Here is a 26282-nt window from a genome sequence, read left to right as displayed (position 1 = left end):
GCGTGCCTCACATACGGAAGACGCCGAAGTTCTCGGTGCCTTCGATCGGGGCGGTGGCAATGGCCGACAGGCACATTCCCACCACGGTGCGGGTGTCTCGGGGATCGATGACGCCGTCGTCGTACAGACGTCCGGACAGGAACATCGGAAGTGACTCGGCCTCGATCTGGTTCTCGATCATCGCGCGCATACCGGCATCAGCCTGCTCGTCGAACACCTGGCCGCGGGCCTCGGCAGCAGCGCGTCCCACGATGGAGATGACGCCGGCGAGTTGCGCACCGCCCATGACGGCAGACTTGGAACTGGGCCAGGCAAAGAGGAATCGCGGATCGAACGCCCGTCCGCACATACCGTAGTGACCGGCGCCGTACGACGCTCCGAGCAGAATCGAGATGTGCGGAACCTTGGAGTTGGCAACCGCATTGATCATCATCGATCCGTGCTTGATCATGCCGCCCTCCTCGTATTCCTTGCCCACCATGTAGCCGGTGGTGTTGTGCAGGAACAGCAGCGGCGTGTTGGAACGGTTGGCGAGCTGGATGAACTGCGTGGCCTTCTGGGATTCCTCGCTGAAGAGCACTCCACGGGCGTTGGCGAGGATGCCGATCGGGTAGCCGTTCAGCTCCGCCCAGCCGGTCACGAGAGAGGAACCGTAGAGCGGCTTGAACTCGTCGAAGTCGGAACCGTCGACGATGCGGGCGATCACCTCACGCGGATCGAACGGGATCTTCAGATCGGCGGGAACGATGCCGAGCAACTCTTCCGGATCCTCGAGCGGTTCGATGATCTCGGTGCGAGGCGCCGGCCCCTTCTTGGTCCAGTTGAGCCGCTTGACGATCGAGCGCCCGATGCGGATCGCGTCCTGCTCGTCGGCCGCGAAGTAGTCGGCCAGGCCGGACTTGCGAGCGTGCATTTCGGCGCCGCCGAGTGCCTCGTCGTCGGATTCCTCACCGGTGGCCATCTTGACCAGCGGCGGGCCTGCGAGGAACACCTTGGAGCGTTCCTTGATCATCACAACGTGGTCGGACATGCCCGGGATGTACGCGCCGCCGGCCGTCGAGTTACCGAAGACCAGTGCAATGGTGGGGATTCCGGCTGCGGACAGCTGAGTGAGGTCACGGAACATCCGGCCACCGGGAATGAACACCTCTTTCTGCGTCGGCAAGTCCGCGCCACCGGACTCGACGAGCGAGATCACCGGAAGGCGATTCTGCATCGCGATGTCGTTCGCGCGGAATCCCTTACGCAGCGTCCATGGATTGCTGGTGCCGCCGCGCACGGTGGGATCGTTGGCGACGATCAGGCATTCGACACCTTCGACGACGCCGATACCGACCACGGTGCTGGCGCCGACCGGGAAGTCGCTCCCCCACGCAGCGAGGGGGCACAGTTCGAGAAACGGTGAATCCTGATCGAGCAGAAGCTCGATCCGCTCGCGTGCCAGGAGCTTTCCCCGCTTGTGGTGACGCTCGGTGTACTTCTCGCCACCGCCCGCCAACGCCTTGGCGTGCTCGACCTCGATCTCGGCGAGCTTGGTGTTCATGGTCGATGTTGCGGTCTGGTACACCTCGGAGTTGGTGTCCAGTGTTGACCGAATGACACTCATGACTGATACCCCAATCGCTTGGCCGCGAGGCCGGTGAGGATTTCGGTGGTTCCGCCACCGATTCCCAGAATTCGCATGTCCCGGTACTGCCTCTCCACTTCACTTTCCTGCATGTATCCGAGGCCGCCGAACAGCTGAACGGCTTGGTTGGCAACCCATTCACCCGTTTCGACCGCCGTGTTCTTGGCGAAGCACACCTCGGCGATCAGATCGCCGTCACCGGCCATGTACCGCTCGATCACCGAGTGCGTGTACACCTTGGCGACGTCGATCTTGCGGGCCATCTCGGTGACGGTGTTCTGCACTGCCTGCCGACTGATCAGTGGGCGTCCGAAAGTCTCGCGGGCGCGGCACCATTCGAGGGTCAACTCGAGGCATCGCTCGGCGCTGGCATACGCCTGCGCAGCGAGAGCGACGCGCTCGGAAACGAAGGCCTGCGCGATCTGCGCGAAGCCGCTGTTCTCTGCCCCGACCAGATTCTCCACCGGGACCCTGGCGTCGACGAAGGACAGCTCCGCGGTATCCGATGCACGCCAGCCCATCTTCTCGAGTTTGCGCGAGACCGTGAATCCCGGTGTGCCCTTCTCGATCACGAGCAGAGAGACGCCACCCGCGCCGGGGCCACCGGTACGCACGGCAGTGACGACGAAGTCTGCGCGAACACCGGAGGTGATGAACGTCTTGGCGCCGTTGACTACGTAATGGTCGCCGTCGCGCTTGGCTGTAGTTGTCAGGTGCCCGACGTCGCTGCCTCCGCCGGGTTCGGTGATGGCGAGCGAGCCGATCTTGTCGCCGCGCAGGGTCGGCTTGACCCACTTCTCGATCTGCGCCTCGTCGCCGGCCGCAATCAGGTGCGGCACGGCGATGCCGCAGGTGAACAGCGAGGCGAACAGCCCGCCCGACGCACCCGCCTGGTGCATCTCCTCACAGATCACGATGGAGTCGACGGCGTCGCCGCCCTCACCGCCCGCCGATTCGGGCGCACTGGCCCCGAGGAGGCCGAGAGCGCCTGCCTTGCGGTGCAATTCGCGCGGAATCTCGCCGTCGCGCTCCCACTGCGTCAGATGCGGCAGAATCTCCTGGTTCACGAATCCGCGTACGGTCTCGCGAAGCGCAAGCCTTTCCGGTGTGGTCCACACGGTCACCGTGAATCCTCTTTCTCGTCAGTTACGGGGAGTAGCGAAATCGGGATGTCGATGTGGCGCGAGCGCAGCCATTCACCAATTCCCTTGGCCTGCGGATCGAACCGCGCCTGCGAGGCCACACCCTGACCGAGGATTCCCTCGATCACGAAGTTGACGGCACGTAGGTGCGGAAGCTGGTAGCGAGTGACGTTCAGGTCTGCTGCTTCCGGTAGCAGTTCCTTGAGCATTTCGACGGTCAGAGTGTGCGCCAACCACTTCCACTGCTCGTCGGTGCGAACCCAGACTCCGACGTTGGCGTTTCCACCCTTGTCTCCACTGCGCGCACCGGCGATAGTGCCGAGCGGCACCGAGAGCGAGGACTGCGGCGGCAAGGGCTGTGGTCGCTCGGGTTCGTCGACCGGTTCGAGGTCCTGCGTCAGCGTCGACGGAGCGATGTCCACGCGCGTGCCGTCGGGAAGTACGGCGACGTGAGGCACCGATCCCGCGTCGACGTAGCCGGGGGTGAACACTCCGTACGGCTGGCCGTTGCTCGGCGGCGCGGTCAGCGAGAAGCCGGGGTAACTGGCGAGTGCCATTTCCACCGCAACCGCGGAGAAGGGACGACCGATCACCTTGGGGTCGGCGTCACGAACCACGCAGCGCAGCAACGCACTCGCTGTTTCCTCGGTGTCGGAATCCGGATGATCCGTGCGGGCGAGAGTCCAGACCAGTTCGGCCGGCTTCTTCGTCAGCCAGGATTCGAGTTGAGTCTTCGCCAGATCGGCCTTGGCCTCGATGTCGAGACCGGTCAGGATGAAGGTGGCCTCGTTGCGGAACCCGGCCAGCGTGTTCAGCGAGACCTTGTACTGCGGCGGCGGGGCCTCTCCCGTGACGCCGCTGATCAGCACCCGATCCGGGCCTTCCTGGGTGAGCACCGCATTGTCGATGCGGGTGGTCACGTCCGGTCCCGCGTAGCGTCCACCCGTGATCTCGTACAGCAGCTGCGCCGTCACGGTGCCGACGCTCACCTCGCCGTCCGTTCCGGCATGTTTGGTGATGACCGAAGATCCGTCCGCGTTGATCTCGGCGATCGGGAATCCCGGCCTACCCAAGTTGGGAATCTCTGTGAAGAACGCGTAGTTGCCGCCGGTGGCCTGAGTTCCGCACTCGATGACGTGGCCCGCCGCGACAGCACCGGCCAGCTGATCGAAATCATCTCGCTTCCAACCGAAATGGTGAGCGGCCGGACCGACGATCACCGACGCATCGGTGACACGTCCGGTGACCACGACATCGGCGTCGGCCGACAATGCTTCGACGATGCCCCAGGCACCGAGGTACGCATTGGCCGTCAGCGGGGAGCCGAGTCCGAGTTCGTCTGCGCGAGAGATCAAATCGTCGCCCTCGACGTGGGCGATCTTCGCGTTCAACCCCAGCTTGGTGTTGACCTCGCGCAGCGCATCGGCCAGGCCGGCGGGATTGAGACCGCCTGCATTCGCGACGATCTTCACCCCTTTGTCGAGCGCGAGGCCGAGAGTGTCCTCCACCTGCCGCAGGAACGTCTTCGCGTAGCCGAGCGACGGGTCCTTCATCCGGTCCCGGCCGAGGATCAACATCGTCAGTTCGGCCAGGTAGTCGCCGGTCAGGTAGTCGAGTTCGCCACCCTCGAGCATCTCGCGCATCGCCGAGACGCGGTCGCCGTAGAAACCGGAACAGTTACCGATCCGTACCGAACTCATTTGCCCACCTCCGCTTCTCGTCCCTCGCCGCTGGATCCGACGGCAGCTCGTCCCTCGCCGCTGGATCCGATGGCAGCTCGTCCCTCACCGCTGGGTCCCGCGAACGCCTGCGCGAACCCGAGCCACTCGTCTGCGTCGGCACCGACGGCGACCAGGTCGAGATCAGCGCGATTGGCCCGCTGAGTGACCAGAAAGCAGAAGTCCAACGCCGACCCGGTCACCTTCTGCGGCGCATCTTCCGGTCCCCAGGTCCAGAGCGAGCCGTCGGGCGCGGTCAATTCAACCCGGAAATCGTCGGCGGGCGGCGTCTTCTCGTTGACCGAGTACGCGAAGTTCCGCGTCCGCACACCCAGGTGAGCGATGTTCTTGATGCGCGCCGTCGGGGCGCGTTCGACGCCAAGGGCGTCGGCGACGTCCTGTCCGTGTGCCCACGTCTCCATCAACCGCGCGGTTGCCATGGAGACTCCGCCCATGGGCGGGCCGTACCAGGGAAACTTGGTGCCGGCCGGCGCTGCGGTCAGCGCCTCGACGAGAGCGGTGCGCCCCGCTCGCCAATCGGCGAGCAACTCCGCAGGCGGGCGGGCAGCCTGCTCGGCGGCACCGTCGTCGACGAACCCCGCCGGATTCACGAACGCCGCCTTCAACTGCTCCGCGAACCCGTCCGGGTCGGTGATCGCCAGGATCGCGGCACTGTCCGTCCAGTGCAGGTGTCCAATCTGATGCGCGATGGTCCACCCTTCCGCAGGCGTCAGGGTCGCCCACTTCTCCTCGGGCAGATCTGCAACCAGGGCGTCGAGGCTCTCGCCTTCGGCCCGCAAGTCATCGATGAACGTCTGAAGTTCGGCCATGCGACCAGCATCACACTCGCACTCATAAAAATCAAGCACGAATGATTGTTATTGCGAAATCTCGTGGTGAGAGACTGAGCTCAACTGCCATCGACTACCAGGAGCAACCCATGAGCGACGCCGTACTGATCTCGCGAACCGGCGATGTGGTCACGTGGACCCTCAATCGCCCGGACACCCGCAACGCGATCTCCGAGATCGACATGATCGAAGCTCTCGAAGACGCGGTCACCGCGGTGAACCGAGATCAGAGTGTGCGCGCGGTCATCCTCACGGGAGCCGGGTCAGCCTTCTCCTCCGGTGGCAACGTCAAACACATGCGAGACAAGGAAGGCATGTTCGGTGGCGCGCCCGGCGAGATCCGCCAGGGCTACCGGCACGGCATCCAGCGCATTCCACTCGCGCTGTACACGTGTGAGGTGCCGACCATCGCAGCCGTCAACGGCCCGGCCATCGGAGCGGGCTGCGATCTCTCGCTCATGTGTGACCTCCGCATCGCCTCGACGGCGGCGGTCTTCGCCGAGAGCTTCGTCAAGGTGGGACTCATCCCCGGCGACGGCGGAGCGTGGCTGCTCCCCCGCGCGATCGGTAACGCCCGCGCCGCCGAGATGGCGTTCACCGGCGAACCGATCGATGCTGCGAAGGCACTCGACTGGGGGCTGGTCTCGCAGCTCACCGAGCCCGAGGAATTGCTCTCCGCAGCGCATGCCCTGGCAGCGCGGGTAGCGGCCAATCCCCCGCAGGTACTCCGGATGACCAAGAAACTGCTTCGCGAGGGCCAGCACCAAAGCCTCGAGAGCCTGCTCGAACTCTCGGCCGCCATGCAGTCGATCGCCCATCACACCCGCGATCACCACGAAGCCGTCGCTGCCATGCTCGAACGTCGTAGTCCTGAGTTCACCGGAGAATGAAGACCGGCAGTCAGCTACTGCCGGTCGGCGCGGTCCTCACCTCGATACTGTCGCTCCAGTTCGGAGCGGCATTCGCGACGACACTGTTCTCGCAGATCGGACCTGCCGGCGCCACGACGCTGAGACTGACGATCGCCGCGATCATCCTCGGCGTCATCGTCCGCCCGCGTTGGAGCCGGTGGTCGAACCGACAGCGCAAGGGCATCTTCGCGCTGGGCATCGCCCTGGCCGTGATGAACGGTGCCTTCTACCTCGCTCTCGAGACCGTGCCCATCGGCACCGCCGTCACCATCGAGTTCCTCGGACCGCTCACCCTGGCCGCAGTTCTGTCTCGTCGGTGGGCCGACGGGGCATGGGTGCTGCTCGCCTTCGGCGGAGTGTTGCTGCTGGGGTTGGGCGATCACGGCGAATCCGGTTTGGACCCGATCGGGGTGATGTTCGCGTTGATCGCCGCTGCCGCGTGGGCCGGCTACATCGTGGCCGGTTCCCACCTGGCCGCGACGCTCCCGAGCGCCGACGGGTTGGCGGGCGCAAGCATCGTCGCGGCAGTTTTGACGCTTCCCTTCGGCGCCGTCTCCGGCGGGAGTGAACTGCTGGATCCGAAGATGCTCGCCGCCGGCGCGGCCGTCGCCATCCTCTCGTCCGTCATCCCGTACAGCTTGGAAATGTGGGCGTTGCGATCATTGGCCAAAAAGGTCTTTGCCGTCCTCATCGCCCTCGAACCCGCTGCGGCCGCACTGGCCGGAGTTCTCGTGATCGGGCAGAGGCTCGACGCGTTCACACTCGTGGCCATCGGGCTGGTGGTGACCGCGGGCGTCGGCACAGTCGTCATGAATCGAAAGCCCACACCGAAATAGTCCAGGTACCGTCAGAGCACGTCATTCCAACGCACAGGAGAACCATGACCAACCCGATCATCGCCACCGTTCTCGGTAACACCCCGCAGATCGACGAAAGCGCGTTCATCGCACCTAACGCCACCGTTGTCGGCGCGGTGACCATCGCTGCGGGCGCCAGCATCTGGTATGGCGCAGTCCTGCGCGGCGACGCCGAATCGATCTCCATCGGCGCGGACACCAACATTCAGGACAACTGCACGGTGCACGCCGACCCCACGTTCCCAGCGGTACTGGGCGAACGAATCTCGGTCGGCCACAACGCGGTGCTACACGGGTGCACCGTCGAAGACGACGTGCTCGTCGGCATGGGCGCCGTGGTGCTCAACGGCGCGCACATCGGTTCGGGATCGCTGATCGCCGCCGGCGCGGTCGTGTCCCAGGGGATGCAGATCCCGCCTGGATCACTGGTCGCCGGCGTGCCCGCCAAGGTCAAACGTGAACTCTCCGAAGGCGAAAAGGCCGGTATCACCGCAAACGGCGCCGGCTACATCATGCTCGCGAAGGCTCACCAGGACATCGAGCACGCTTGATCGAGACGACGCTCGCGGCCGGTAGCAGCAAGGCCGGCGGCTAGCCCCGGGGCCGCAACGTACTGTTCGGCAACTCGGGCGCCGGGAGCGCCGGACCGTCGTATCCCGGCACGACGCCGAAACGCTGGTCCGGGACACTGCCGTCGAATCCGGAGGCAAGCTCAGCCTGCCACTTGCGTCGATACTCGACGATCTCTGCGTGGGTACGGCCCATGAAGTTCCACCACATGACGACCTGCTCGCCCAACGGTTTTCCGCCGAGAAGTAGCAGTCGAGCCGGTTCGGATCCCGGATTGCGCAAAGCCAGTTTTCCGAAACCCGGTGCTTGGTAACCCAACTCGGCCCAGCCGACGGTGGTACCACGCAGAACAACCGATCCTCGATCGACGATCACGCCGTGCTCATGTGAACGATCGACATCGAGGGCGATCTCGGCCCCAGGATCGAGAATCACCTCGGCACCGAGTAATTCGGTGAAGGTAGACACCGGAGACGTGTCACCGGCGAGCGAACCGAGGAACACACTGAGCGTGGCACCATCGGTGGTCACCGGCTCCGGTCGATAGTGAACGAACGCGGGTGCGGTATCGCGCGCCGCATCCGGCAACGCCACCCACAACTGCATCCCGTGCAGAACCTTGGTGTTCGGCGTCGACACCTCGGAGTGCGCGATCCCACTCCCGGCCGTCATCAAATTGAGTTCACCCGGCCGCACCATCGCATGGGAACCGATGCTGTCACGGTGCTCGATCTCTCCGGTGAACAGCCAACTCACCGTTTGCAATCCGGTATGCGGATGCGGCGGCACATGCATGCCCGGTCCTGAGCCGACATCATCCGGACCGTAGTGATCGGCAAAACACCACGCTCCGATCAACGAACGCTCGCGTTGCGGGAGGGTGCGTCGCACTCGCATCGCCCGCGGGCCACCGAGCGGAACGTCGCGCGGGGTGAGAATCTGAATCTCGCTCTCGGCCGGATGGCCTTCGCATTCCTGCTCGACGGGTTGCGCTTCGAGGTTGCTCATACTTCCATCCTGCCTCTAGTCATGACTGCGCGAGACGCAGACGCGTGCACAATTCCGCTAGTTGCCGGAGTTCATCGGCGTCCAACGCTGGTCCGACGTGGCGCCGAATGCTCGCTGCATGGCGGCGGCCCACTGATTTCTGCAGCGCTGCACCCGCTTCGGTGAGTTGCACGACCGTGCCGCGGCGATCGCGCGGATCAACACTCCTCGATACCAGACCTTCGCCCTCCAGCCGCTCCACCAAGCGACTGAGCGACGATTGGCTCAACAGAATCTCCCGATTCAGGTCATGCAGGCGCAGGCAGTTCCGCGGCGCGAGACTGAGAGTGAACAGCACGTCGTACTCGCGCATCGTCACCTGATCCCAGACGTCATCGGCAGCCAGCCGCCGCAGCACCGACACCTGGGCGCGAAACAGGGCTTCCCAGGCGTCGGTGGCGAGTTCGGTGGTACTGACCGGAACGTCAAGCGGTTGCTCGTCAGGCAGTGACACTGCTTGCCTCACGAGCTGCCTTCATCGACGCGTGAGTGGGCGGGTTGTCCGGCACATGTGCGGGCCGCCTGGCCGCGAACTCACGGCGCAGAACCGGAACAACTTCCTCACCGAGCAGATCGAGCTGCTCGAGCACGGTCTTCAGCGGCAGCCCGGCGTGATCCATCAGGAACAGCTGGCGCTGATAGTCACCGAAGAAATCGGCGAACACCAACGTCTTCTCGATGACCTGCTCAGGGGAACCGACGGTCAGCGGCGTCTGCTCGGTGAACTCTTCGAGTGAGGGGCCGTGGCCGTACACCGGAGCATTGTCGAAATACGGACGGAATTCCTTGACCGCGTCCTGACTGTTCTTGCGCATGAAGACCTGACCACCGAGTCCGACGATCGCCTGATCCGCCGACCCATGGCCGTAATGCTCGTAACGCCGGCGGTAGAGATTGATCAGCTCGATGTAGTGCTCTTTCGGCCAGAAGATGTTGTTGGCGAAGAATCCGTCGCCGTGATAAGCCGCGATCTCGGCGATCTCGGGGCTACGGATCGAACCGTGCCACACGAACGGCGCGATGCCGTCCAGCGGGCGCGGCGTGGACGTGAATCCCTGGAGCGGAGTGCGGTACTCCCCCTGCCAGTTCACGACCTCCTCGTCCCACAGCCGGCGCAGAAGTTGATAGTTCTCGAGCGCCAACGGGATGCCGGCGCGAATGTCCTTGCCGAACCACGGGTAGACCGGCGCGGTGTTCCCGCGTCCCATCATCAGATCGACGCGCCCCTCGGCGAGGTGTTGAAGCATCGCGTAGTCCTCGGCGATCTTCACCGGGTCGTTGGTGGTGATCAGCGTCGTGGACGTGGAAAGGGTGATCTTCTCGGTCTGGGCCGCGATGTATCCGAGCATCGTCGTCGGCGATGACGGCACGAACGGCTTGTTGTGATGCTCGCCGGTCGCGAAGACGTCGAGGCCGACTTCCTCGGCGTGCTTGGCGATGGTCGTCATGGCCTTGATGCGCTCGTGCTCTGTCGGGGTCGTCCCCGTCGTGGGATCAGTGGTGACGTCACCGACCGTGAAGATTCCGAACTGCATGGTTGCTCCTCCGCGAACTAGATCCATGCGTTTGCATGTAACTGATCAAACATTCAACCATCAAGCTCTATTCCACGGCAAAAAGGTGAGGGCGGCACACAAGATGTGTGCCGCCCTCACCGGACGAACGATCTATCGAAAAGCGGTCAGTGCATGACGATCGGCGTTGCCGTCTCGCCCTCGGCCACCGGCCTGGTGGTCTTGCTCCGCGGCAGGAAGAACGCCGGGATGAGGGTCAGGACGATCAGCACAGTGGCAACGAGGAAGGTGTTACCGAAGGCATCCGACGCCGCGCTGAGAATCGAATCTGCAGCGGACTCCTGGGGACTTCCCGGTTCGGTCGGAATGTGCGACGCCGCTCCGACCATCGTCGTATCGAGTCCACGATCGAGAAGCTGGTTGGTCAAGACCACCGACATCACGGCGGTACCGATCGAACCTGCGGTCTGCTGAACGATGTTCATCAGGGTGGAGCCGCGAGCGATCTGCTCGTTGGAGAGCGTCACGATAGCTGCGGTCATCAGAGGCATCATGGTGCAACCCATACCGAGGCCCATGACGAACAGCGCGCCCATCAACAGCCACGTCGGCGAGTCGGAAGCGACCTGCGTGAACACACCCAAACCGATGAGAATCAACGGCAAACCGGTCAGGACGATCTTGCCCGGGCCGATCTTGTCGACCAGTCGACCGGCGATGGGCATGGTCACCATGGCGCCCAGACCCTGCGGAGCCATGAGCAACCCGGCAGCGAGCGTGGTGTGACCGCCGACCTGAATGAAGTAGCTCGGGAACAGCAACCCGGCCCCCATGAACGCGACGATGAACAGCGACGTCGTGATGACGGCGGTGGTCAACTGACGGTTCTTGAACAGGTGCAGGTCGATCAGCGGGTGATCCTTGTTGAGCGCGTGGAACACGAAGGCGATGATCAGCGCCAGACCGATACCGGCCGACACCAGAACCCGAGCCGACGCAACGGTTCCCACCTCGGGAATGGACGACACACCGAACAAGAACAGCGCGAGGCCGGGCGAAAGCAGGATCATGCCGAGGAAGTCGAAGGACTCCGAAGGCTTCGCCTTGTCCGACGGCAAGATGATGAATGCCGCTGCCAACGCGATGATGCCGATCGGCAGGTTGATGAGGAAGATCCAGTGCCAGCTCGCGGCCTCGATCAGCCAACCACCGAGGATCGGGCCACCGATGGGGCCGAGCAGCATCGGGATACCGAGAACTGCCATGACGCGACCGACGCGGTCCGGACCGGCAGCCCGGGTCATGATCGTCATACCGAGCGGCATCAACATGCCGCCGCCGAGGCCCTGAAGCACACGGAAGCCGATGAGCGAGGTGATGTCCCACGCCATCGCACAGGCGACCGAACCGAGCACGAACAGCACCAGGGCCGTCATGTACAGGCGCTTGGTACCGAAACGGTCGGCAGCCCAACCGGTAACCGGAATGACCGTCGCCAAAGCGAGGGTGTACGCCGTCATCGTCCACGCGACGGTGGCGTACGAAGTTTCGAAGTCCTCGGCAAAAGTGGTGAGCGCGACGCTCACCACGGTTACGTCGAGAATCGACATGATGGCGCCGAGCACCACCACGGAAGCGATCTTGAGGACCGCCCCGTCAAGTTTGTCGGACGCCGGTGCCGGCGCGTTCGGCGATGTCATCGCGAAGTCTCCTGGTTAAGTGCTCGCAGATAGTCACCCGCGAGAATGGGCTTGAGAGCCTCGAACAAACGAATCCGCTCTGGCTCAGGAACACGCGACGCGAATTCACGAAGCTGGCCGCGCTTGCACTCGATGTGGTTGGTCGTCACCTTACGACCGGCCTCCGACAAGGAAACCCGCTTGACGCGTCGGTCCCGCTCGTCTTCACGGCGATCGACCAGACCCATGTTCACGAGCTGATCGATGTTCCGCCCCGTCGCTGCCACCGAGAGCCGAAGCTCGTCGGCAACCTCGTTGATCGGGATCGCCGCATCACGTTGCGCAAGCACGAACAGCACACGCACCTGAGAGAACGAGAGATCCAGCTCGATCAACGCATCGATCGACTCCGAATCACCGGCGCTCATCAGGCGAGTGAACAACTCGTCGAGTGCTCCATACAGGTCATCAGAATCGGAAGCGATCACCTGGCAAATGGTAGTGCGGTTGCAACTATTGCCCAAATGAAAACATGTTGCAACTTATTATTTGGTGACCACCATCACGTTGCGAAGAATCATTCCTGCAGCAAGATGGCCTTTCCGAGAACTTTGCCGCTTTCGAGATCAGCCAGGGCAACTGCTGCATCAGCAAGGGGATACCGTGCCTTGACCAGGGGTCGCAAGCCGTTTCGGACGTGTTCTACCAGCGATGCGTGCACCTCGGCTACCGCTTCGGGATTGGTGCGTGTGAACTCGCCCCACGCGGCTCCGACAATGCTGATGTTGCGGAACAGCACCCGGTTCACCTTGACCTCGGGGATTCCGCCACCGGCAAAACCGATCACCACAAGACGGCCCTCCGGCGCCAGAACACGCACCGCGTCGTCGAACGCGTCGCCGCCCACCGGATCCACGACGATCTGCGCGCCGACGCCGTCGGTCAGTTCCCGAATACGCTCGCCCCATCCCGGAGCAAGCGGGACCACCTCGTCGGCGCCGAGCTCACGAAGGAAGTCCTCGACGCCCTCGCGGCGTACTACGGCAATCACCCGGGCGCCGTGCGCCTTGGCCAGCTGGATGGTTGCCGTTCCGACACCGCCCGCAGCGCCGAGTACAACGACTGTCTCCCCCGCGACGATCTTCGCGCGACGAGCGAGCGCGAACTCCATCGTCTGATAATTGATGATCAGCGACGCCGCCTCGTCGAAAGCGAGTCCGTCCGGAATTCGAAGCACCTGCGCCGGGTTGACGGCAATCCGCTCCGCATACCCACCCAGATACGCGGCCGCGAGAACACGATCACCCGGAGCGAAACCCGATCCCTCCGGCGCGGAGACCACGACGCCCGAGATCTCCGCGCCGGGAATGAACGGCGGTTCCGGGCGGATCTGGTACTTGCCGTAGGTGATCAGCAGATCCGGAAAGCAGACACCGCTGGCCTTCACATCGATGAGGACGAGACCTTCGGCGGCGGGCTCGGGAACCTCCTGCGCGACAATTCCTTCGGGACCGGACAGTTCCGTAACCACCATGGCGCGCACAGAAAGCTCCTCTTCGGGACATCTGAAGTCTGGACCGGTAACCCGGTTTTCTCGACTTTAACCCGGTACACACGTCAGATCATCGTTCACTCCCGATATGCAGACGCTCGAGACCGTCGAGAATCAGATCCAGACCGAAAGCGAATTCGGCGGCATAGCTGTATCCGGGCGCCAGGACATGCTCGGTGGTCAACTCGGCCAGGTGCGGATACTGACCGCTCTCGAACGACCCCATGATCGCGTTCGCCAGTTCCGTCGTTTCCTGCGCGGTTTCGAACGGCAGACTCACCTCTTGGAGCACAAAGCCGTAGATGTACGCATCCATGATCGAAAAGGCGTGCGCAGCAAGGGCAACCGGAAATTCGGCGGCGCGTAGCGTTCCGATGACGGCGTCGTGGTGGCGCAGGGTCGCGGGACCAGGCGTCGTTCGGGACTCCATCAACGGAGTTGCCCACGGGTGTCTCCCCAACACTTCCCGCGTCGATACCGCTCGCGCGTGGAGTTCCGTGCGCCACGGGTGTCCCGGCGTCGGCAGATCGATCTCCGCGAAGACCGCATCGACCATTCCGTCGAGCAGATCCCCCTTGTCGGAAACATGGTTGTACAGAGACATCGCCTCGACGCCCAGTTCGGTCCCCAGCTTGCGCATGGTCATCGAATCGATTCCGACGGAATCGGCAAGCGCGACAGCAGCGCGTACAACGTCGTCTCGGGTCAATCTTGCGCGCTTTTCCACGTTGACAGAACTTACACTGTAAGTGCAATACTTACGGTGTAAGTATTCGACGAACGGAGACTCGCATGGCGAAGGAACTGATGACGGCCGTCGTACAGGATCGCTACGGCGAGGCCGACGTTCTCTACGTCGACCGCATTCCGCGGCCCGCTGTCGCCGACAACGAAGTGCTGATACGCGTCGAGGCCGCGTCCGTCGACCGCGGAGCATGGCATCTCATGGCCGGACTGCCATATCCGTTGCGCCTAGCCGGTTTCGGACTGCGCGCACCCAAGAATCGGGTCCGCGGACTGGACGTGGCCGGCCGCGTCGAGGCCGTCGGCTGCTCGGTTACCCGCGTGACAGTCGGCCAGGAGGTATACGGGATCGCAGTCGGTTCGTTTGCGGAATACGCACGCGCACTCGAAACCAAGATTGCCGCAAAACCTGCCCGGTTGTCGTTCGCACAAGCAGCAGCAGTGCCGGTCTCCGCCCTCACAGCGCTGCAAGCCGTACGCGACCACGGCCGCGTGCAGGCGGGGCAATCCGTCCTCGTACTCGGCGCATCCGGTGGCGTCGGGATCTACGCGGTGCAGGTGGCACAAGCCATGGGCGCTCACGTCACCGGCGTATGCAGCACCTCGAAAACCGACACCGTCCGCTCCCTCGGAGTCGACGAGGTTCTCGACTACCGCGTCGACGACGCCACCGACGGATCACATCGATACGACGTCATCATCGACACCGGCGGCAACCGCCGACTACGAGACCTACGACGAGCGCTCACACGCACTGGAACGCTGGTAATCGTCGGCGGCGAGAACGGCGGACGGTGGCTCGGCGGAATCGATCGCCAGATCCGCGCACACTGCTTGTCTCCGTTCATATCTCAGAAAATGGGCACCCTCATCGCTTCGGAGAACGCCGAAGATCTGGAGGTCCTGACGCAGATGATCGACGCCGGAGACATCACCCCGGTGATCGACTCCGTTCATCCCCTTGCCGACACCGCCGTCGCCGTGGCACGAATGGTCGGCGGTTCCGGCTGCGGAAAGCAGATAATCGCCACTCGCTGAAAAGCCTGACAGAATCGGCTCACTCCAGCGAACAGGAATCTCACGTGAACCCAGATCTCACGCTCGCGCAGCAGCCCGACAGAGGACCGATCTTCGTCAAGTCCCGCCCGGTCCGCACCGGCGACATCGACGTCGCCAAGCAGGTCAGGCTCGACGCCGTCGCCCGCTACCTGCAGGACATCGGCAACGACAACATCGAGGCCGCCGGCGCCATCGACACCCATCCGCTCTGGATCGTGCGTCGTACGGTCGTCGATGTCGTACGCCCGGCGATCTGGCCGGAAGAGTTGACGATGACTCGCTGGTGCTCCGGCTTCTCCACGAGATGGGCGAACATGCGCGTGCGCTTCGACGGCAGCAACGGCGCCCTGATGGAGACCGAAGGCTTCTGGATCAACATCAGCGCCGAGTCAGGCATGCCCACCCGGATGAGCGACGACTTCATGCGGCCGCTGGAAGAATCCACCGACGAGCATCGTCTGAAGTGGAAGCGTGTCCTCGCCGAGAACGCACCGGAGGCGGACGACGCCGGTGTTCTCGACACGCCGTTCGCTCTGCGCGCCACCGACATCGACCCGTTCGACCACGTCAACAACGCCGTCTACTGGCAGGCGGTCGAAGAGGTCCTCAGCGCTCGCACCGAACTGCGTACGGTTCCGCATCGAGCACTGATCGAGTACCTCTCCCCCATCGTCTCCAGCGACGACGTCGTCCTGCGCAGCCGCGTCGACGACAAGACCGTCACGGTTTGGTTCCTGGTCGGCGAAGCGCTCCGCGCAGTTGCGCAGGTGAGCGCCCTCTAACGCAGTTTCTGGGTCGCGACAGCCGCGACACCGAACACCAACGCGAGAAGAATCGCGGCCCAGAAACCGAAGAGCCACCACACCACGCCGAACACGACCACTGCCGGGGCAACGGTGATGAAAGCGATGGTGGGGCTTTCGCGTACAACCTCGAGTGCAGTTCGGGCATTAGTTCGATCGAGCTTCTTACCGGCCATCGAAAACCTCCTTCAAGGTCCTGACCATCCAGAGTAACCGGACTGACGGGCATAAAGCGGATACCGTGAACGCATGGCCGACCACCGCACCCTCGTCCTCATGCGACACGGCAAGTCCAGCTACCCCGAGGGCATCCGTGATCACGAGCGTCCGCTCGCCGAACGGGGCCTGCGCGAGGCCCGCATCGGCGGCGAATGGATCCGCGAAAACGTCCCGCCCGTAGACGCCGTTCTGTGCTCCACCTCCCGGCGGACCGTCGAAACCCTTGCCTCGACGGGAATCGAAGCTCCCGCCGGATTCGAGAAGTCCATCTACGGCGGCTCACCCGCAGACGTCATTGCAGCTGCGCGAACCACGTCCGACCACGTCAAGACGCTCCTGATCGTCGGACACGAACCCGGAATTCCCTGGACTGCACTCGATCTCGCATCGAACGAAAACTCCGAAGCAGCCCAACGTATCCGCGACAAGTTCCCGACTTCGGCGATCGCCGTCCTCTCCGTACCGGTGCCGTGGACCGACCTCGACGACTCCGTCGCGACGCTGCTCGAGTTTCACGTGCCTCGTTAGATCAACCACACCGCTAGAGCACCTCACGTAGCAGGCGGTCCGAAAGTGCAAGCGCGTCACGGTCGTACGTCGACGTCGACGCCAACACTTCGTCGGCACCGGTCCGCTCGGCCAGATCGTGAAGTTGCTGCTTCACCTCGACGGGCGTCCCGTGCAGCGCCGACGCCATGAACGACTCGATCCGCCTGGCGTTTCGGTCACTGCGCGGGGCGTGCCTGATCTCGTCCGGTGACACCAGCGGCGGAAACTCCCCTGTCCGTGACGATTCTGCGAGTGCGTATGCCTCCGGGATCAGCAACTCACGCGCCGCGTCGGTGGTATCGGCAACCGCCACCTCGAGAGAGACCACCACACAGGGTTCGGGATGAGCGTCGGTGGCCCGGAAAGCCCGGCGGTACTCGTCCAGTGCATCCACCCGGCCGGTACCCCCGATTCCGAGTATCGGCCCACCCACGACCACCGGAAGCCCCAGTTGCGCTGCCACTTCCAGGCCCGTGCGCGTCGCGAGCACGAAGATCGGCACCCCGGTCTCCGACGCCGGCCGTGCCGTCACAGGCGCGGATCCGTCAAGGTAGCGCCTCACCTCTTCCAGATCCGACGCAAACGTGTCCGGAGCGTCCTTGCTGCGTCGTAATGCCTGACGAACAGGCTCAGTGAATCCCAGCGATCGACCGAGGCCGAGATCGATTCGCCCCGGGTACAGAGCCTCCAGCATCAAGAACTGCTCGGCGACGATCAGTGGTTGGTGATTCGGCAGCATGACCCCACCGCTCCCGAGTCTGATCTCGCGCGTCTGCGCGCCGATCGCGGCGAGCAGTACGGCCGGCGACCCGCTCCCGATCCCGGGCACTGCGTGATGCTCGGCCACCCAGAACCGGTGGTAGCCGAGCGCGTCGGCGTGCGCGGCGCGTTCGGCGGAATGCGTCAGAGCTGCGGAGTCGGGGTATCCGCTCCTGGTTCGGGATCGGTCGAGCAGTGAGAGAAGCACTCTCGGAGCAACAAGGAATTCGGAAACTTTCATCCGGGCGTCGAACGAGGACCGTTTCTGACCGCAATACCCGCAACACTGGACCTGTCGCCGGAATTCACCATCACATGAAGGGCACGTCATGGACATCAAGCTCGAACTGGTCGCCATTCCCGTCACCGACATCGACCGCGCCAAGGACTTCTACGTCCGCCTCGGCTTCAATGCCGACCACGATCACACGGTCAGCGAGGACCTACGATTCGTCCAGCTGACACCACCCGGCTCCGCCTGCTCGATCTGCATCGGCAAGGGAATCACCGACGCCGAGCCCGGTTCCGTCGTCGGCATGCAGGTAGTGGTCAAAGACATCGAAGAGGCCGAGCGCGAGTTCAAGAGCCGCGGCATCGACATCAGCCCGATCGACGACCAGGCCTGGGGACGGTTCATCTACTTCGCCGACCCCGACGGCAACAAGTGGGCTGTCCAGGAGATCGTCATCCCGGACCTCAGCGGCAGTAACTCCTGAACACGAACGACTCCTGCCATGAAAAATCCCCCCACCTCTTTCGAGGTGGGGGGATCTTCTACGAACTAACCGCTAGCGGTAGTCGTCACATGCGACTACCCGACTAGCGGTAGTCGTTGCTGAAGCCGTAGTCGTCCAGCGGAACTGCAGCACCGGTGTTCTGGCCGAAGCCGTCCGGGCTGTAGTACTGGTCGTCGTACGACGGCACTGCGTAAGCAGCGGCGCGTGCCTCTTCGGTGGGCTGAACCTGGATGTTGCGGTAACGGTTGATACCGGTACCGGCAGGGATCAGCTTGCCGATGATGACATTTTCCTTCAGACCGATCAGCTTGTCCGAACGGCAGTTGATAGCCGCGTCGGTCAAGACACGAGTGGTCTCCTGGAACGATGCCGCGGACAGCCACGAATCCGTCGCGAGCGACGCCTTCGTGATACCCATGAGCACCGGACGGCCGGCTGCGGGCTCGCCACCCTCCGCGACAACGCGGCGGTTTGCCGACTCGAACTCGGCGCGCTCGGTGAGCGAACCGGGCAGGAACTCGGTGGCACCGGAATCGATGATCGTCACGCGACGAAGCATCTGGCGCACGATGACCTCGATGTGCTTGTCGTGGATCGACACACCCTGGCTCCGGTACACCTCCTGGACCTCGTTGACCAAGTGGATCTGAACCTGACGCGGACCCATGACTCGCAGGACCTCGTGGGGATCGGCAGCACCTTCCATGAGCTGCTGTCCGACCTCGACGTGGTCACCGTCAGCCAAGAGGCTTTCGCGACCGTCGGCATGCTTGAAGACGCGCAGACGCTGACGCTTGCTGAGCTTGTCGTAGACAACCTCTTCGCCGCCGTCGTCCGGAACGATGGTGATCTTGTAGAAACGATCGCCGTCTTCGAGCTGTACCCGACCGGTGACGTCCGCGATAGGAGCCTTGCCCTTGGGCACACGTGCCTCGAACAGCTCCTGGACGCGCGGCAGACCGCCGGTGATGTCATCTCCTGCGACACCACCCTGGTGGAAGGTACGCATGGTCAGCTGGGTACCGGGCTCACCGATCGACTGAGCGGCGACGATACCGACAGCCTCACCGATGTCGACCAGCTTGCCGGTGGCCATCGAGCGGCCGTAGCAAGTGGCGCACACGCCGGTGCCGGTGGTGCAGGTCAGGACCGAGCGGACCTTGACCGTCGTGATGCCGGCTTCGAGCAGAGCATCGATCGCGGGGTCACCGAGATCGTGGCCACGCTCGACGATGACGGTGCCGTTCGCGTCGACTGCATCGGCCGCCAAGGTACGGGCGTACGTGCTGGTCTCCACGTGAGCATCGCGGATCATCGTGCCGTCGGCCTGCTTCTCGGCGATCGTGGTGACGATGCCGCGCTCTGTTCCACAGTCGACCTCGCGGACGATGACGTCCTGCGAAACGTCCACCAGACGACGGGTCAGGTAACCCGAGTCGGCGGTGCGGAGTGCGGTATCGGCCAGACCCTTGCGAGCACCGTGCGTGTTGATGAAGTACTCGAGAACGGTCAGGCCTTCCTTGAAGGAAGACTTGATCGGACGCGGGATGAACTCACCCTTCGGGTTTGTCACCAGACCCTTCATACCGGCGAGCGAGCGAACCTGAGTCATGTTGCCGGCTGCGCCGGACTTCACGATCATCGGGATCGGGTTGCTGTCGGGGAAGTGAGCCTCCATGGCCTTGCCGACCTTGTCGGTCGCTTCCTGCCAAATGGTGACCAGAGCGCTGTTGCGCTCCTTCTTGTCCAGAGCACCACGCTGGTACTGCTTCTCGATCTTGTCGGCCTGAGCCTCGAAGTCCTCGATGATGGCAGGCTTCTCCGGCGGCACGAGCACGTCGGAAATCGAGACCGTGACACCCGAACGGGTGGCCCAGTAGAACCCGACGTCCTTGAGCTTGTCGACGGTCTGAGCAACCACGATCATCGGGTACCGCTCGGCGAGATCGTTGATGATCGTCGCCTGGCGCTTCTTCGGCATCTGCTCGTTGACGAACGGGTAGTCCGCCGGAAGCAGCTCGTTGAAGAGCACACGGCCGAGTGTCGTGGTGGCGGTCCAGCCGTCACCGTAGTTCCAGCCCTCGGGGAACAGTTCGTTCTCGAGGTCGCGCGGCGGACGCTGCTGCGTCAGACGCACCTTGATCTGAGCCTGAACCGAGAGCGCGCCGCGGTCGACTGCCATCTGAGCCTCGGCGGGCGAGGAGTACACGCCCTGCTCTGCCTCGTCGTTGGTCGGAGCAACGAGCTCACCGGTGACACCCTCGTCGAGACGGGTCAGGTGGAACAGACCCGTGACCATGTCCAGACGCGGCATGGCGAGCGGGCGACCCGAAGCAGGCGAGAGGATGTTGTTCGAGGACAGCATCAAGATGCGTGCCTCGGCCTGAGCCTCTGCCGACAGCGGGAGGTGAACAGCCATCTGGTCACCGTCGAAGTCGGCGTTGAAGGCCTCACACACCAGCGGGTGGAGCTGAATGGCCTTGCCCTCGACGAGCTGCGGCTCGAATGCCTGGATACCCAGACGGTGCAGCGTAGGTGCACGGTTGAGCAGCACGGGGTGCTCGGCGATGACCTCTTCGAGGACGTCCCACACCTGGACGCGCTTGCGCTCGACCATGCGCTTTGCCGACTTGATGTTCTGCGCGTGGTTGAGATCGACCAGACGCTTCATCACGAACGGCTTGAACAGCTCGAGAGCCATCAGCTTGGGCAGACCACACTGGTGCAGCTTGAGCTGAGGACCGACGACGATCACGGAACGACCCGAGTAGTCGACGCGCTTACCGAGCAGGTTCTGACGGAAACGACCCTGCTTGCCCTTGAGCAGATCGCTCAGGGACTTCAGCGGGCGGTTACCCGGTCCGGTGACCGGACGTCCACGACGGCCGTTGTCGAACAGGGCGTCGACGGACTCCTGCAGCATCCGCTTCTCGTTGTTGACGATGATCTCGGGAGCACCGAGGTCGATCAGTCGCTTGAGGCGGTTGTTGCGGTTGATGACGCGGCGGTACAGGTCGTTGAGGTCGGACGTCGCGAAACGTCCACCGTCGAGCTGAACCATCGGGCGAAGCTCCGGCGGGATCACCGGAACAGCGTTGAGGACCATGCCCATCGGCGAGTTGCCGTTGGTCTGGAAAGCCGCAACCACCTTGAGGCGCTTGAGTGCACGCAGCTTCTTCTGGCCCTTGCCGCTGCGGATGGTCTCGCGGAGAGACTCTGCCTCGGCGTCGAGGTCGAAGTTCTGCATCAGGATCTGGATGGACTCTGCGCCCATCGCACCCGTGAAGTACTCGCCGTAACGGTCGACCAGCTCGCGGTACAGGAGCTCGTCGATGATGAGCTGCTTGACGCTCAGCTTGGTGAAGGTGGTCCAGATCTCGTCGAGACGATCCAGCTCACGCTGCGCGCGGTCACGGAGCTGACGCATTTCGCGCTCGCCGCCGTCCTTGACCTTGCGGCGGACATCGGACTTCGCGCCCTCTGCCTCCAGCTCGGCAATATCGGCTTCGAGCTTCTGCGCACGTGCCTCGAGATCGGCGTCACGCTGATCTGCGACGGTCTTCTTCTCGACCTGCATCTCGGCTTCGAGGGTGGACAGCTCGTTGTGACGGAGCTCCTCGTCGACGCCGACGATGACGTAGGCAGCGAAGTAGATGATCTTTTCGAGATCCTTCGGAGCCAGGTCGAGCAGGTAACCGAGACGGCTCGGAACACCCTTGAAGTACCAGATGTGCGTGACCGGTGCGGCCAGTTCGATGTGACCCATGCGCTCACGACGAACCTTGGCGCGAGTGACCTCGACGCCACAGCGCTCACAGATGATGCCCTTGAAGCGGACACGCTTGTACTTACCGCAGTAGCACTCCCAGTCCCGGGTGGGGCCGAAGATCTTCTCGCAGAAGAGGCCGTCCTTCTCGGGCTTGAGCGTGCGGTAGTTGATGGTCTCCGGCTTCTTGACCTCGCCGTAGGACCAATTGCGGATGTCCTCTGCACTGGCCAAGCCAATGCGGAGTTCATCGAAGAAGTTGACGTCGAGCACGTAACTTCCTTTCCCCGTTGGGGTTACGGTTGCCGGTCACCCGGCAACCTGACTGCCAATTCAAATGTGAACTACGCCCCCGGGCCGCTCTTTCAAGAGCAACCCGGGGACCGAAACCTAGTTCGCGAGGTCGTCGACCGTCGCAGCTTCGTTCCTGGACAGGTTGATGCCCAGGTTCGCTGCGGCCCGCTCCAAGTCCTCGTCGTCGCCGTCCGCCATCGTGATGGCCGCGCCGTCCGAGGACAGCACCTCCACGTTGAGGCAGAGCGACTGGAGCTCCTTGAGGAGCACCTTGAACGACTCGGGGATGCCGGGTTCGGGGATGTTCTCGCCCTTGACGATGGCTTCGTACACCTTGACTCGACCGACCACGTCGTCAGACTTGATGGTCAGCAGTTCCTGCAGCGTGTAAGCCGCGCCGTAGGCCTGCATCGCCCAGCACTCCATCTCACCGAAGCGCTGGCCACCGAACTGGGCCTTACCACCGAGAGGCTGCTGCGTGATCATCGAGTACGGACCGGTCGAACGAGCGTGGATCTTGTCGTCGACCAAGTGGTGCAGCTTGATGATGTACATGTAACCGACCGAGACCGGGTACGGGAACGGCTCGCCGGAACGGCCGTCGAACAAAGTGGCCTTTCCGTCGGGTCCGACCATCTGCTCGCCGTCACGGTTCGGCAGCGTCGCGCCGAGGAGACCGGTGAGCTCGTCTTCCTTCGCACCGTCGAACACCGGGGTGGCGATGTTCGAGTCGGCCGGAGCGGACAGCATCTCTTCCGGCAGGGTCGCAGCCCAGTCGGGACGAGAGCCGTCGGACGCGATCTGAACGTTCCAGCCGGTCTTGCCGATCCACCCGAGGTGGGTCTCCAAGACCTGACCGATGTTCATACGACGCGGGACGCCGTGCGTGTTCAAGATGATGTCGACAGGCGTGCCGTCCGAGAGGAACGGCATGTCTTCCTGCGGCAGGATCTTGCCGATGACGCCCTTGTTGCCGTGGCGGCCGGCGAGCTTGTCGCCGTCCTGGATCTTGCGCTTCTGTGCCACGTAGACGCGGACCAACTCGTTGACACCGGGAGGCAGATCGTCGTCTTCGTCACGCGAGAACACGCGGATTCCGATGACCTTGCCGGTCTCACCGTGAGGAACCTTGAGGGACGTGTCACGAACCTCGCGAGCCTTCTCACCGAAGATGGCGCGAAGGAGGCGCTCTTCGGGGGTCAGCTCGGTCTCGCCCTTCGGCGTGACCTTTCCGACCAGCACGTCACCGTCACGAACCTCGGCACCGATACGGATGATGCCGCGCTCGTCGAGGTCGGCGAGGACCTCGTCGGAGACGTTCGGGATGTCGCGAGTGATTTCCTCGGCACCGAGCTTGGTGTCGCGGGCATCGATCTCGTGCTCCTCGATGTGAATCGAGGTCAGGACGTCCTCTTCCACGAGACGCTGCGACAGAATGATCGCGTCCTCGTAGTTGTGGCCTTCCCACGGCATGATCGCGACGAGCAAGTTCTTGCCCAGCGCCATCTCACCGTTCTCGGTGCAAGGGCCGTCGGCCAGAACCTGGCCGGCCTCGACACGCTGTCCCTCGTCCACGATCGGACGCTGGTTGGCGCAGGTGCCCTGGTTGGAACGCGCGAACTTGCGCATCCGGTACGTCTTGCGGCTTCCGTCGTCAGCCATCACCGTGACGTAGTCCGCGGAGATCTCCTCCACGACACCGGTCTTCTCGGTGATGATGACGTCGCCGGCATCCACAGCTGCACGCAGCTCCATGCCGGTTCCGACGAGAGGTGCCTCGCTGCGAACCAGCGGGACAGCCTGACGCTGCATGTTCGCGCCCATCAGGGCACGGTTTGCATCGTCGTGCTCGAGGAACGGAATCATCGCGGTTGCGACGGACACCATCTGACGCGGCGAAACGTCCATGTAGTCGATGTCGGAGGACGCGACGAACTCGACCTCGCCACCCTTACGACGGACGAGAATCTTCGAGTCGGTGAACCGACCCTCGCGGTCGATGGCCGAGTTGGCCTGCGCGACCACGTGGCGGTCTTCTTCGTCAGCGGTCAGGTAGTCGACCTCGTCGGTCACCTGTCCGTCGACGACGCGACGGTACGGGGTCTCGATGAAACCGAACGGGTTGACGCGGGCGTAGACCGACAGCGAACCGATCAGGCCGATGTTCGGGCCTTCCGGGGTCTCGATCGGGCACATGCGGCCGTAGTGCGACGGGTGAACGTCGCGAACCTCGAGGCCGGCGCGCTCACGGGACAGACCACCCGGGCCGAGGGCGGACAGACGACGCTTGTGCGTCAGCCCCGACAGCGGGTTGTTCTGGTCCATGAACTGCGACAGCTGGGAGGTTCCGAAGAACTCCCTGATCGCAGCGACGACGGGACGGATGTTGATCAGCGTCTGAGGCGTGATTGCCTCGACGTCCTGCGTGGTCATGCGCTCACGAACCACACGCTCCATGCGGGACAAGCCCACGCGGATCTGGTTCTGGATGAGCTCGCCGACCGTACGCAGACGACGGTTGCCGAAGTGGTCGATGTCGTCGACCTCGACGGGAACCTCGACGCCGCCCGGAGCCGTCATCGAGGTGTCACCTGCGTGCAGACGCACGAGGTACTCGACAGTGGCGACGATGTCTTCTTCGGTGAGAGTGGATGCAACGATCGGCTGACCCGCGTTCAGGCCGAGCTTCTTGTTGATCTTGTAACGACCCACGCGAGCGAGGTCGTAGCGCTTGTCCTTGAAGAACAGGTTCTCCAGCAGGGTCTGCGCGCTCTCCTTGGTGGGGGGCTCGCCCGGACGGAGCTTGCGGTAGATGTCGAGCAACGCCTCATCGGTGCCGGCGGTGTTGTCCTTCTCCAGCGTGGCCATGAGGATCTCGGAGAAGCCGAAGCGCTCCGTGATCTGCTCGGTGGTCCAGCCGAGCGCCTTGAGCAGGACGGTGACAGGCTGACGACGCTTGCGGTCGATACGGACACCAACGGTGTCGCGCTTGTCGACGTCGAACTCGAGCCATGCGCCGCGACCCGGGATCACCTTGACGCTGTGCAGATCCTTCTCGGTGCTCTTGTCGACGCTCATGTCGAAGTACACACCGGGGGAACGCACGAGCTGCGAGACGACCACGCGCTCGGTGCCGTTGATGATGAAGGTGCCCTTGTCGGTCATCATCGGGAAATCTCCCATGAAGACCGTCTGGCTCTTGATCTCACCAGTGTTGTTGTTGATGAACTCCGCGGTGACGAACAAAGGCGCCGCGTAGGTCATGTCCTTGTCTTTGCACTCGTCCGTCGAGGCCTTGACCTCGTCGAATCGAGGGTCGGAGAAGGACAGCGACATAGTGCCGTTGAAATCCTCGATCGGAGAAAGCTCCGCGAGGATGTCCTCGAGACCACCGGACACTGCATTGTCGCCGAGTGCCGCTGCTCGTTCGCGCCAACTCTGCGCGCCGATCAGCCACTCGAACGAATCTGTCTGTACGTCAAGAAGCCCGGGAACTTCGAGGGGTTCGCGAACTTTCGCGAACGAAACCCTCTTCGGGGCTCCGGGGATTCCGGAAACTGCCTTGGTCTGGCTAGAGACTGCCAAGATGCGTCCTTCCAGCACCTCACGCGGGCCGCTCCGTGCTGTTGCGACCGCCGCTGTATCTGCTTCGAATTTCGCTGGTTACAACCCGAACGAAACCCGTCGCAGAAAGCAAGAAGTACTTGACTTCGCAGCGGTTGAGACGAGGGGTGGACAGGAGGCAGCCAGCGCAACGTCCAAAAGTACACCCTTACTCTGGAAATGTCGAGTCGGGTGTAACTGAGGGTCGAATTCAGAAACTGACGTGAGACTGCCGATCACTCGTCCGTGCATGTTCACCGATCAGAGTGGACCTTGCGGAC

22 protein-coding genes are annotated in these 26282 nt (G+C 63.4%); 7 read left to right on the top strand and 15 right to left on the bottom strand.

The window, feature by feature from the left end:
• Positions 1 to 7 precede the first annotated feature (7 nt).
• Genes G8767_RS19405 through G8767_RS19390 form a run of 4 tightly spaced genes read right to left on the bottom strand, consistent with a single transcriptional unit; the run spans position 8 to position 5317 of the window.
• Positions 8 to 1606, bottom strand: coding sequence for a carboxyl transferase domain-containing protein (locus G8767_RS19405; RefSeq protein ID WP_124568243.1), 1599 nt, complete (start codon positions 1604 to 1606; stop codon positions 8 to 10).
• Positions 1603 to 2751 (bottom strand): acyl-CoA dehydrogenase family protein, encoded by a 1149-nt coding sequence (locus tag G8767_RS19400; RefSeq protein WP_007728404.1) that lies wholly within the window; start codon positions 2749 to 2751, stop codon positions 1603 to 1605. Before G8767_RS19400 ends, G8767_RS19405 begins: the two co-directional genes overlap by 4 nt.
• Complete coding sequence (locus G8767_RS19395) at positions 2748 to 4469, bottom strand: acyclic terpene utilization AtuA family protein (RefSeq protein WP_166811225.1); 1722 nt, start codon at positions 4467 to 4469, stop codon at positions 2748 to 2750. Before G8767_RS19395 ends, G8767_RS19400 begins: the two co-directional genes overlap by 4 nt.
• On the bottom strand, positions 4466 to 5317 hold the full coding sequence (locus G8767_RS19390; RefSeq protein ID WP_166811223.1) for a TIGR03084 family metal-binding protein: 852 nt from the start codon (positions 5315 to 5317) through the stop codon (positions 4466 to 4468). Before G8767_RS19390 ends, G8767_RS19395 begins: the two co-directional genes overlap by 4 nt.
• Positions 5318 to 5427: 110 nt before the next feature.
• Between G8767_RS19390 and G8767_RS19385 the strand changes: the two genes are divergently transcribed.
• From G8767_RS19385 to G8767_RS19375, 3 genes are read left to right on the top strand one after another with little or no spacing between them, the layout of a single operon-like run.
• Complete coding sequence (locus G8767_RS19385; protein WP_124568239.1) at positions 5428 to 6228, top strand: crotonase/enoyl-CoA hydratase family protein; 801 nt, start codon at positions 5428 to 5430, stop codon at positions 6226 to 6228.
• Positions 6225 to 7085 (top strand): EamA family transporter, encoded by an 861-nt coding sequence (locus G8767_RS19380; protein WP_166811221.1) that lies wholly within the window; start codon positions 6225 to 6227, stop codon positions 7083 to 7085. The genes G8767_RS19385 and G8767_RS19380 overlap by 4 nt, the downstream gene beginning before the upstream one ends.
• Before the next feature lie 44 nt (positions 7086 to 7129).
• Positions 7130 to 7657 (top strand): gamma carbonic anhydrase family protein, encoded by a 528-nt coding sequence (locus G8767_RS19375; protein ID WP_124568237.1) that lies wholly within the window; start codon positions 7130 to 7132, stop codon positions 7655 to 7657.
• A 40-nt stretch (positions 7658 to 7697) separates the two neighbouring features.
• Here the strand turns inward: G8767_RS19375 and G8767_RS19370 are convergent, their stop codons facing one another.
• From G8767_RS19370 to G8767_RS19340, 7 genes are all read right to left on the bottom strand, one after another.
• Positions 7698 to 8684, bottom strand: a complete 987-nt coding sequence (locus G8767_RS19370) for a pirin family protein (RefSeq protein ID WP_166811219.1) — start codon at positions 8682 to 8684, stop codon at positions 7698 to 7700.
• A 19-nt stretch (positions 8685 to 8703) separates the two neighbouring features.
• Positions 8704 to 9177 carry a MarR family transcriptional regulator gene (locus G8767_RS19365; protein ID WP_166811316.1) on the bottom strand — a complete coding sequence of 158 codons (474 nt, stop codon included), beginning with the start codon at positions 9175 to 9177 and terminating at the stop codon, positions 8704 to 8706.
• Positions 9164 to 10258, bottom strand: a complete 1095-nt coding sequence (locus G8767_RS19360) for an LLM class flavin-dependent oxidoreductase (protein WP_166811217.1) — start codon at positions 10256 to 10258, stop codon at positions 9164 to 9166. Before G8767_RS19360 ends, G8767_RS19365 begins: the two co-directional genes overlap by 14 nt.
• 146 nt (positions 10259 to 10404) lie before the next feature.
• Entirely contained in the window at positions 10405 to 11937 is a 1533-nt protein-coding gene (locus G8767_RS19355; protein WP_050656395.1) for a DHA2 family efflux MFS transporter permease subunit, read from the bottom strand.
• Positions 11934 to 12404 carry a MarR family winged helix-turn-helix transcriptional regulator gene (locus tag G8767_RS19350; RefSeq protein ID WP_003941890.1) on the bottom strand — a complete coding sequence of 157 codons (471 nt, stop codon included), beginning with the start codon at positions 12402 to 12404 and terminating at the stop codon, positions 11934 to 11936. The genes G8767_RS19355 and G8767_RS19350 overlap by 4 nt, the downstream gene beginning before the upstream one ends.
• Before the next feature lie 89 nt (positions 12405 to 12493).
• Positions 12494 to 13459, bottom strand: a complete 966-nt coding sequence (locus G8767_RS19345; RefSeq protein WP_124568235.1) for an NADPH:quinone oxidoreductase family protein — start codon at positions 13457 to 13459, stop codon at positions 12494 to 12496.
• A 79-nt stretch (positions 13460 to 13538) separates the two neighbouring features.
• Entirely contained in the window at positions 13539 to 14195 is a 657-nt protein-coding gene (locus tag G8767_RS19340; RefSeq protein WP_166811215.1) for a TetR/AcrR family transcriptional regulator, read from the bottom strand.
• Positions 14196 to 14260: 65 nt separating this feature from the next.
• Here G8767_RS19340 and G8767_RS19335 point away from each other — a divergent pair, with 65 nt between their 5' ends.
• Together G8767_RS19335 and G8767_RS19330 are read left to right on the top strand one after the other, a co-directional pair.
• Positions 14261 to 15250 (top strand): NAD(P)-dependent alcohol dehydrogenase, encoded by a 990-nt coding sequence (locus G8767_RS19335; protein ID WP_166811213.1) that lies wholly within the window; start codon positions 14261 to 14263, stop codon positions 15248 to 15250.
• Between the two features lie 44 nt (positions 15251 to 15294).
• A complete protein-coding gene (locus tag G8767_RS19330) occupies positions 15295 to 16053 on the top strand; it encodes an acyl-ACP thioesterase domain-containing protein (protein ID WP_007728423.1) in 759 nt (252 codons plus the stop codon).
• Here the strand turns inward: G8767_RS19330 and G8767_RS19325 are convergent.
• Complete coding sequence (locus G8767_RS19325) at positions 16050 to 16250, bottom strand: hypothetical protein (RefSeq protein ID WP_003941897.1); 201 nt, start codon at positions 16248 to 16250, stop codon at positions 16050 to 16052. The two genes, G8767_RS19330 and G8767_RS19325, sit on opposite strands and share 4 nt — an antisense overlap.
• A gap of 73 nt (positions 16251 to 16323) precedes the next feature.
• Between G8767_RS19325 and G8767_RS19320 the strand changes: the two genes are divergently transcribed.
• The gene (locus tag G8767_RS19320; protein WP_124568231.1) at positions 16324 to 16821 is read left to right on the top strand and encodes a histidine phosphatase family protein; all 498 of its coding nucleotides are present in this window, start codon (positions 16324 to 16326) and stop codon (positions 16819 to 16821) included.
• 13 nt (positions 16822 to 16834) lie between these two features.
• On the opposite strand, the gene G8767_RS19315 is transcribed toward G8767_RS19320, so the two are convergent.
• A complete protein-coding gene (locus tag G8767_RS19315) occupies positions 16835 to 17842 on the bottom strand; it encodes an MsnO8 family LLM class oxidoreductase (protein WP_166811211.1) in 1008 nt (335 codons plus the stop codon).
• A gap of 88 nt (positions 17843 to 17930) precedes the next feature.
• Here G8767_RS19315 and G8767_RS19310 point away from each other — a divergent pair, with 88 nt between their 5' ends.
• Positions 17931 to 18317 carry a glyoxalase superfamily protein gene (locus G8767_RS19310; protein ID WP_003942070.1) on the top strand — a complete coding sequence of 129 codons (387 nt, stop codon included), beginning with the start codon at positions 17931 to 17933 and terminating at the stop codon, positions 18315 to 18317.
• A 103-nt stretch (positions 18318 to 18420) separates the two neighbouring features.
• Here the strand turns inward: G8767_RS19310 and G8767_RS19305 are convergent, their stop codons facing one another.
• The gene (locus G8767_RS19305) at positions 18421 to 22377 is read right to left on the bottom strand and encodes a DNA-directed RNA polymerase subunit beta' (protein WP_003941914.1); all 3957 of its coding nucleotides are present in this window, start codon (positions 22375 to 22377) and stop codon (positions 18421 to 18423) included.
• A gap of 117 nt (positions 22378 to 22494) precedes the next feature.
• Positions 22495 to 26001 carry a DNA-directed RNA polymerase subunit beta gene (rpoB, locus tag G8767_RS19300; protein ID WP_003942068.1) on the bottom strand — a complete coding sequence of 1169 codons (3507 nt, stop codon included), beginning with the start codon at positions 25999 to 26001 and terminating at the stop codon, positions 22495 to 22497.
• Positions 26002 to 26282: the final 281 nt, after the last annotated feature.

The organism is Rhodococcus sp. IC4_135 (genome assembly GCF_011602025.1).
Classification (GTDB): domain Bacteria; phylum Actinomycetota; class Actinomycetes; order Mycobacteriales; family Mycobacteriaceae; genus Rhodococcus_F; species Rhodococcus_F baikonurensis.
Note: the sequence above shows the minus strand (reverse complement) of the source record. Positions and strands in the feature narration are given on the sequence as shown.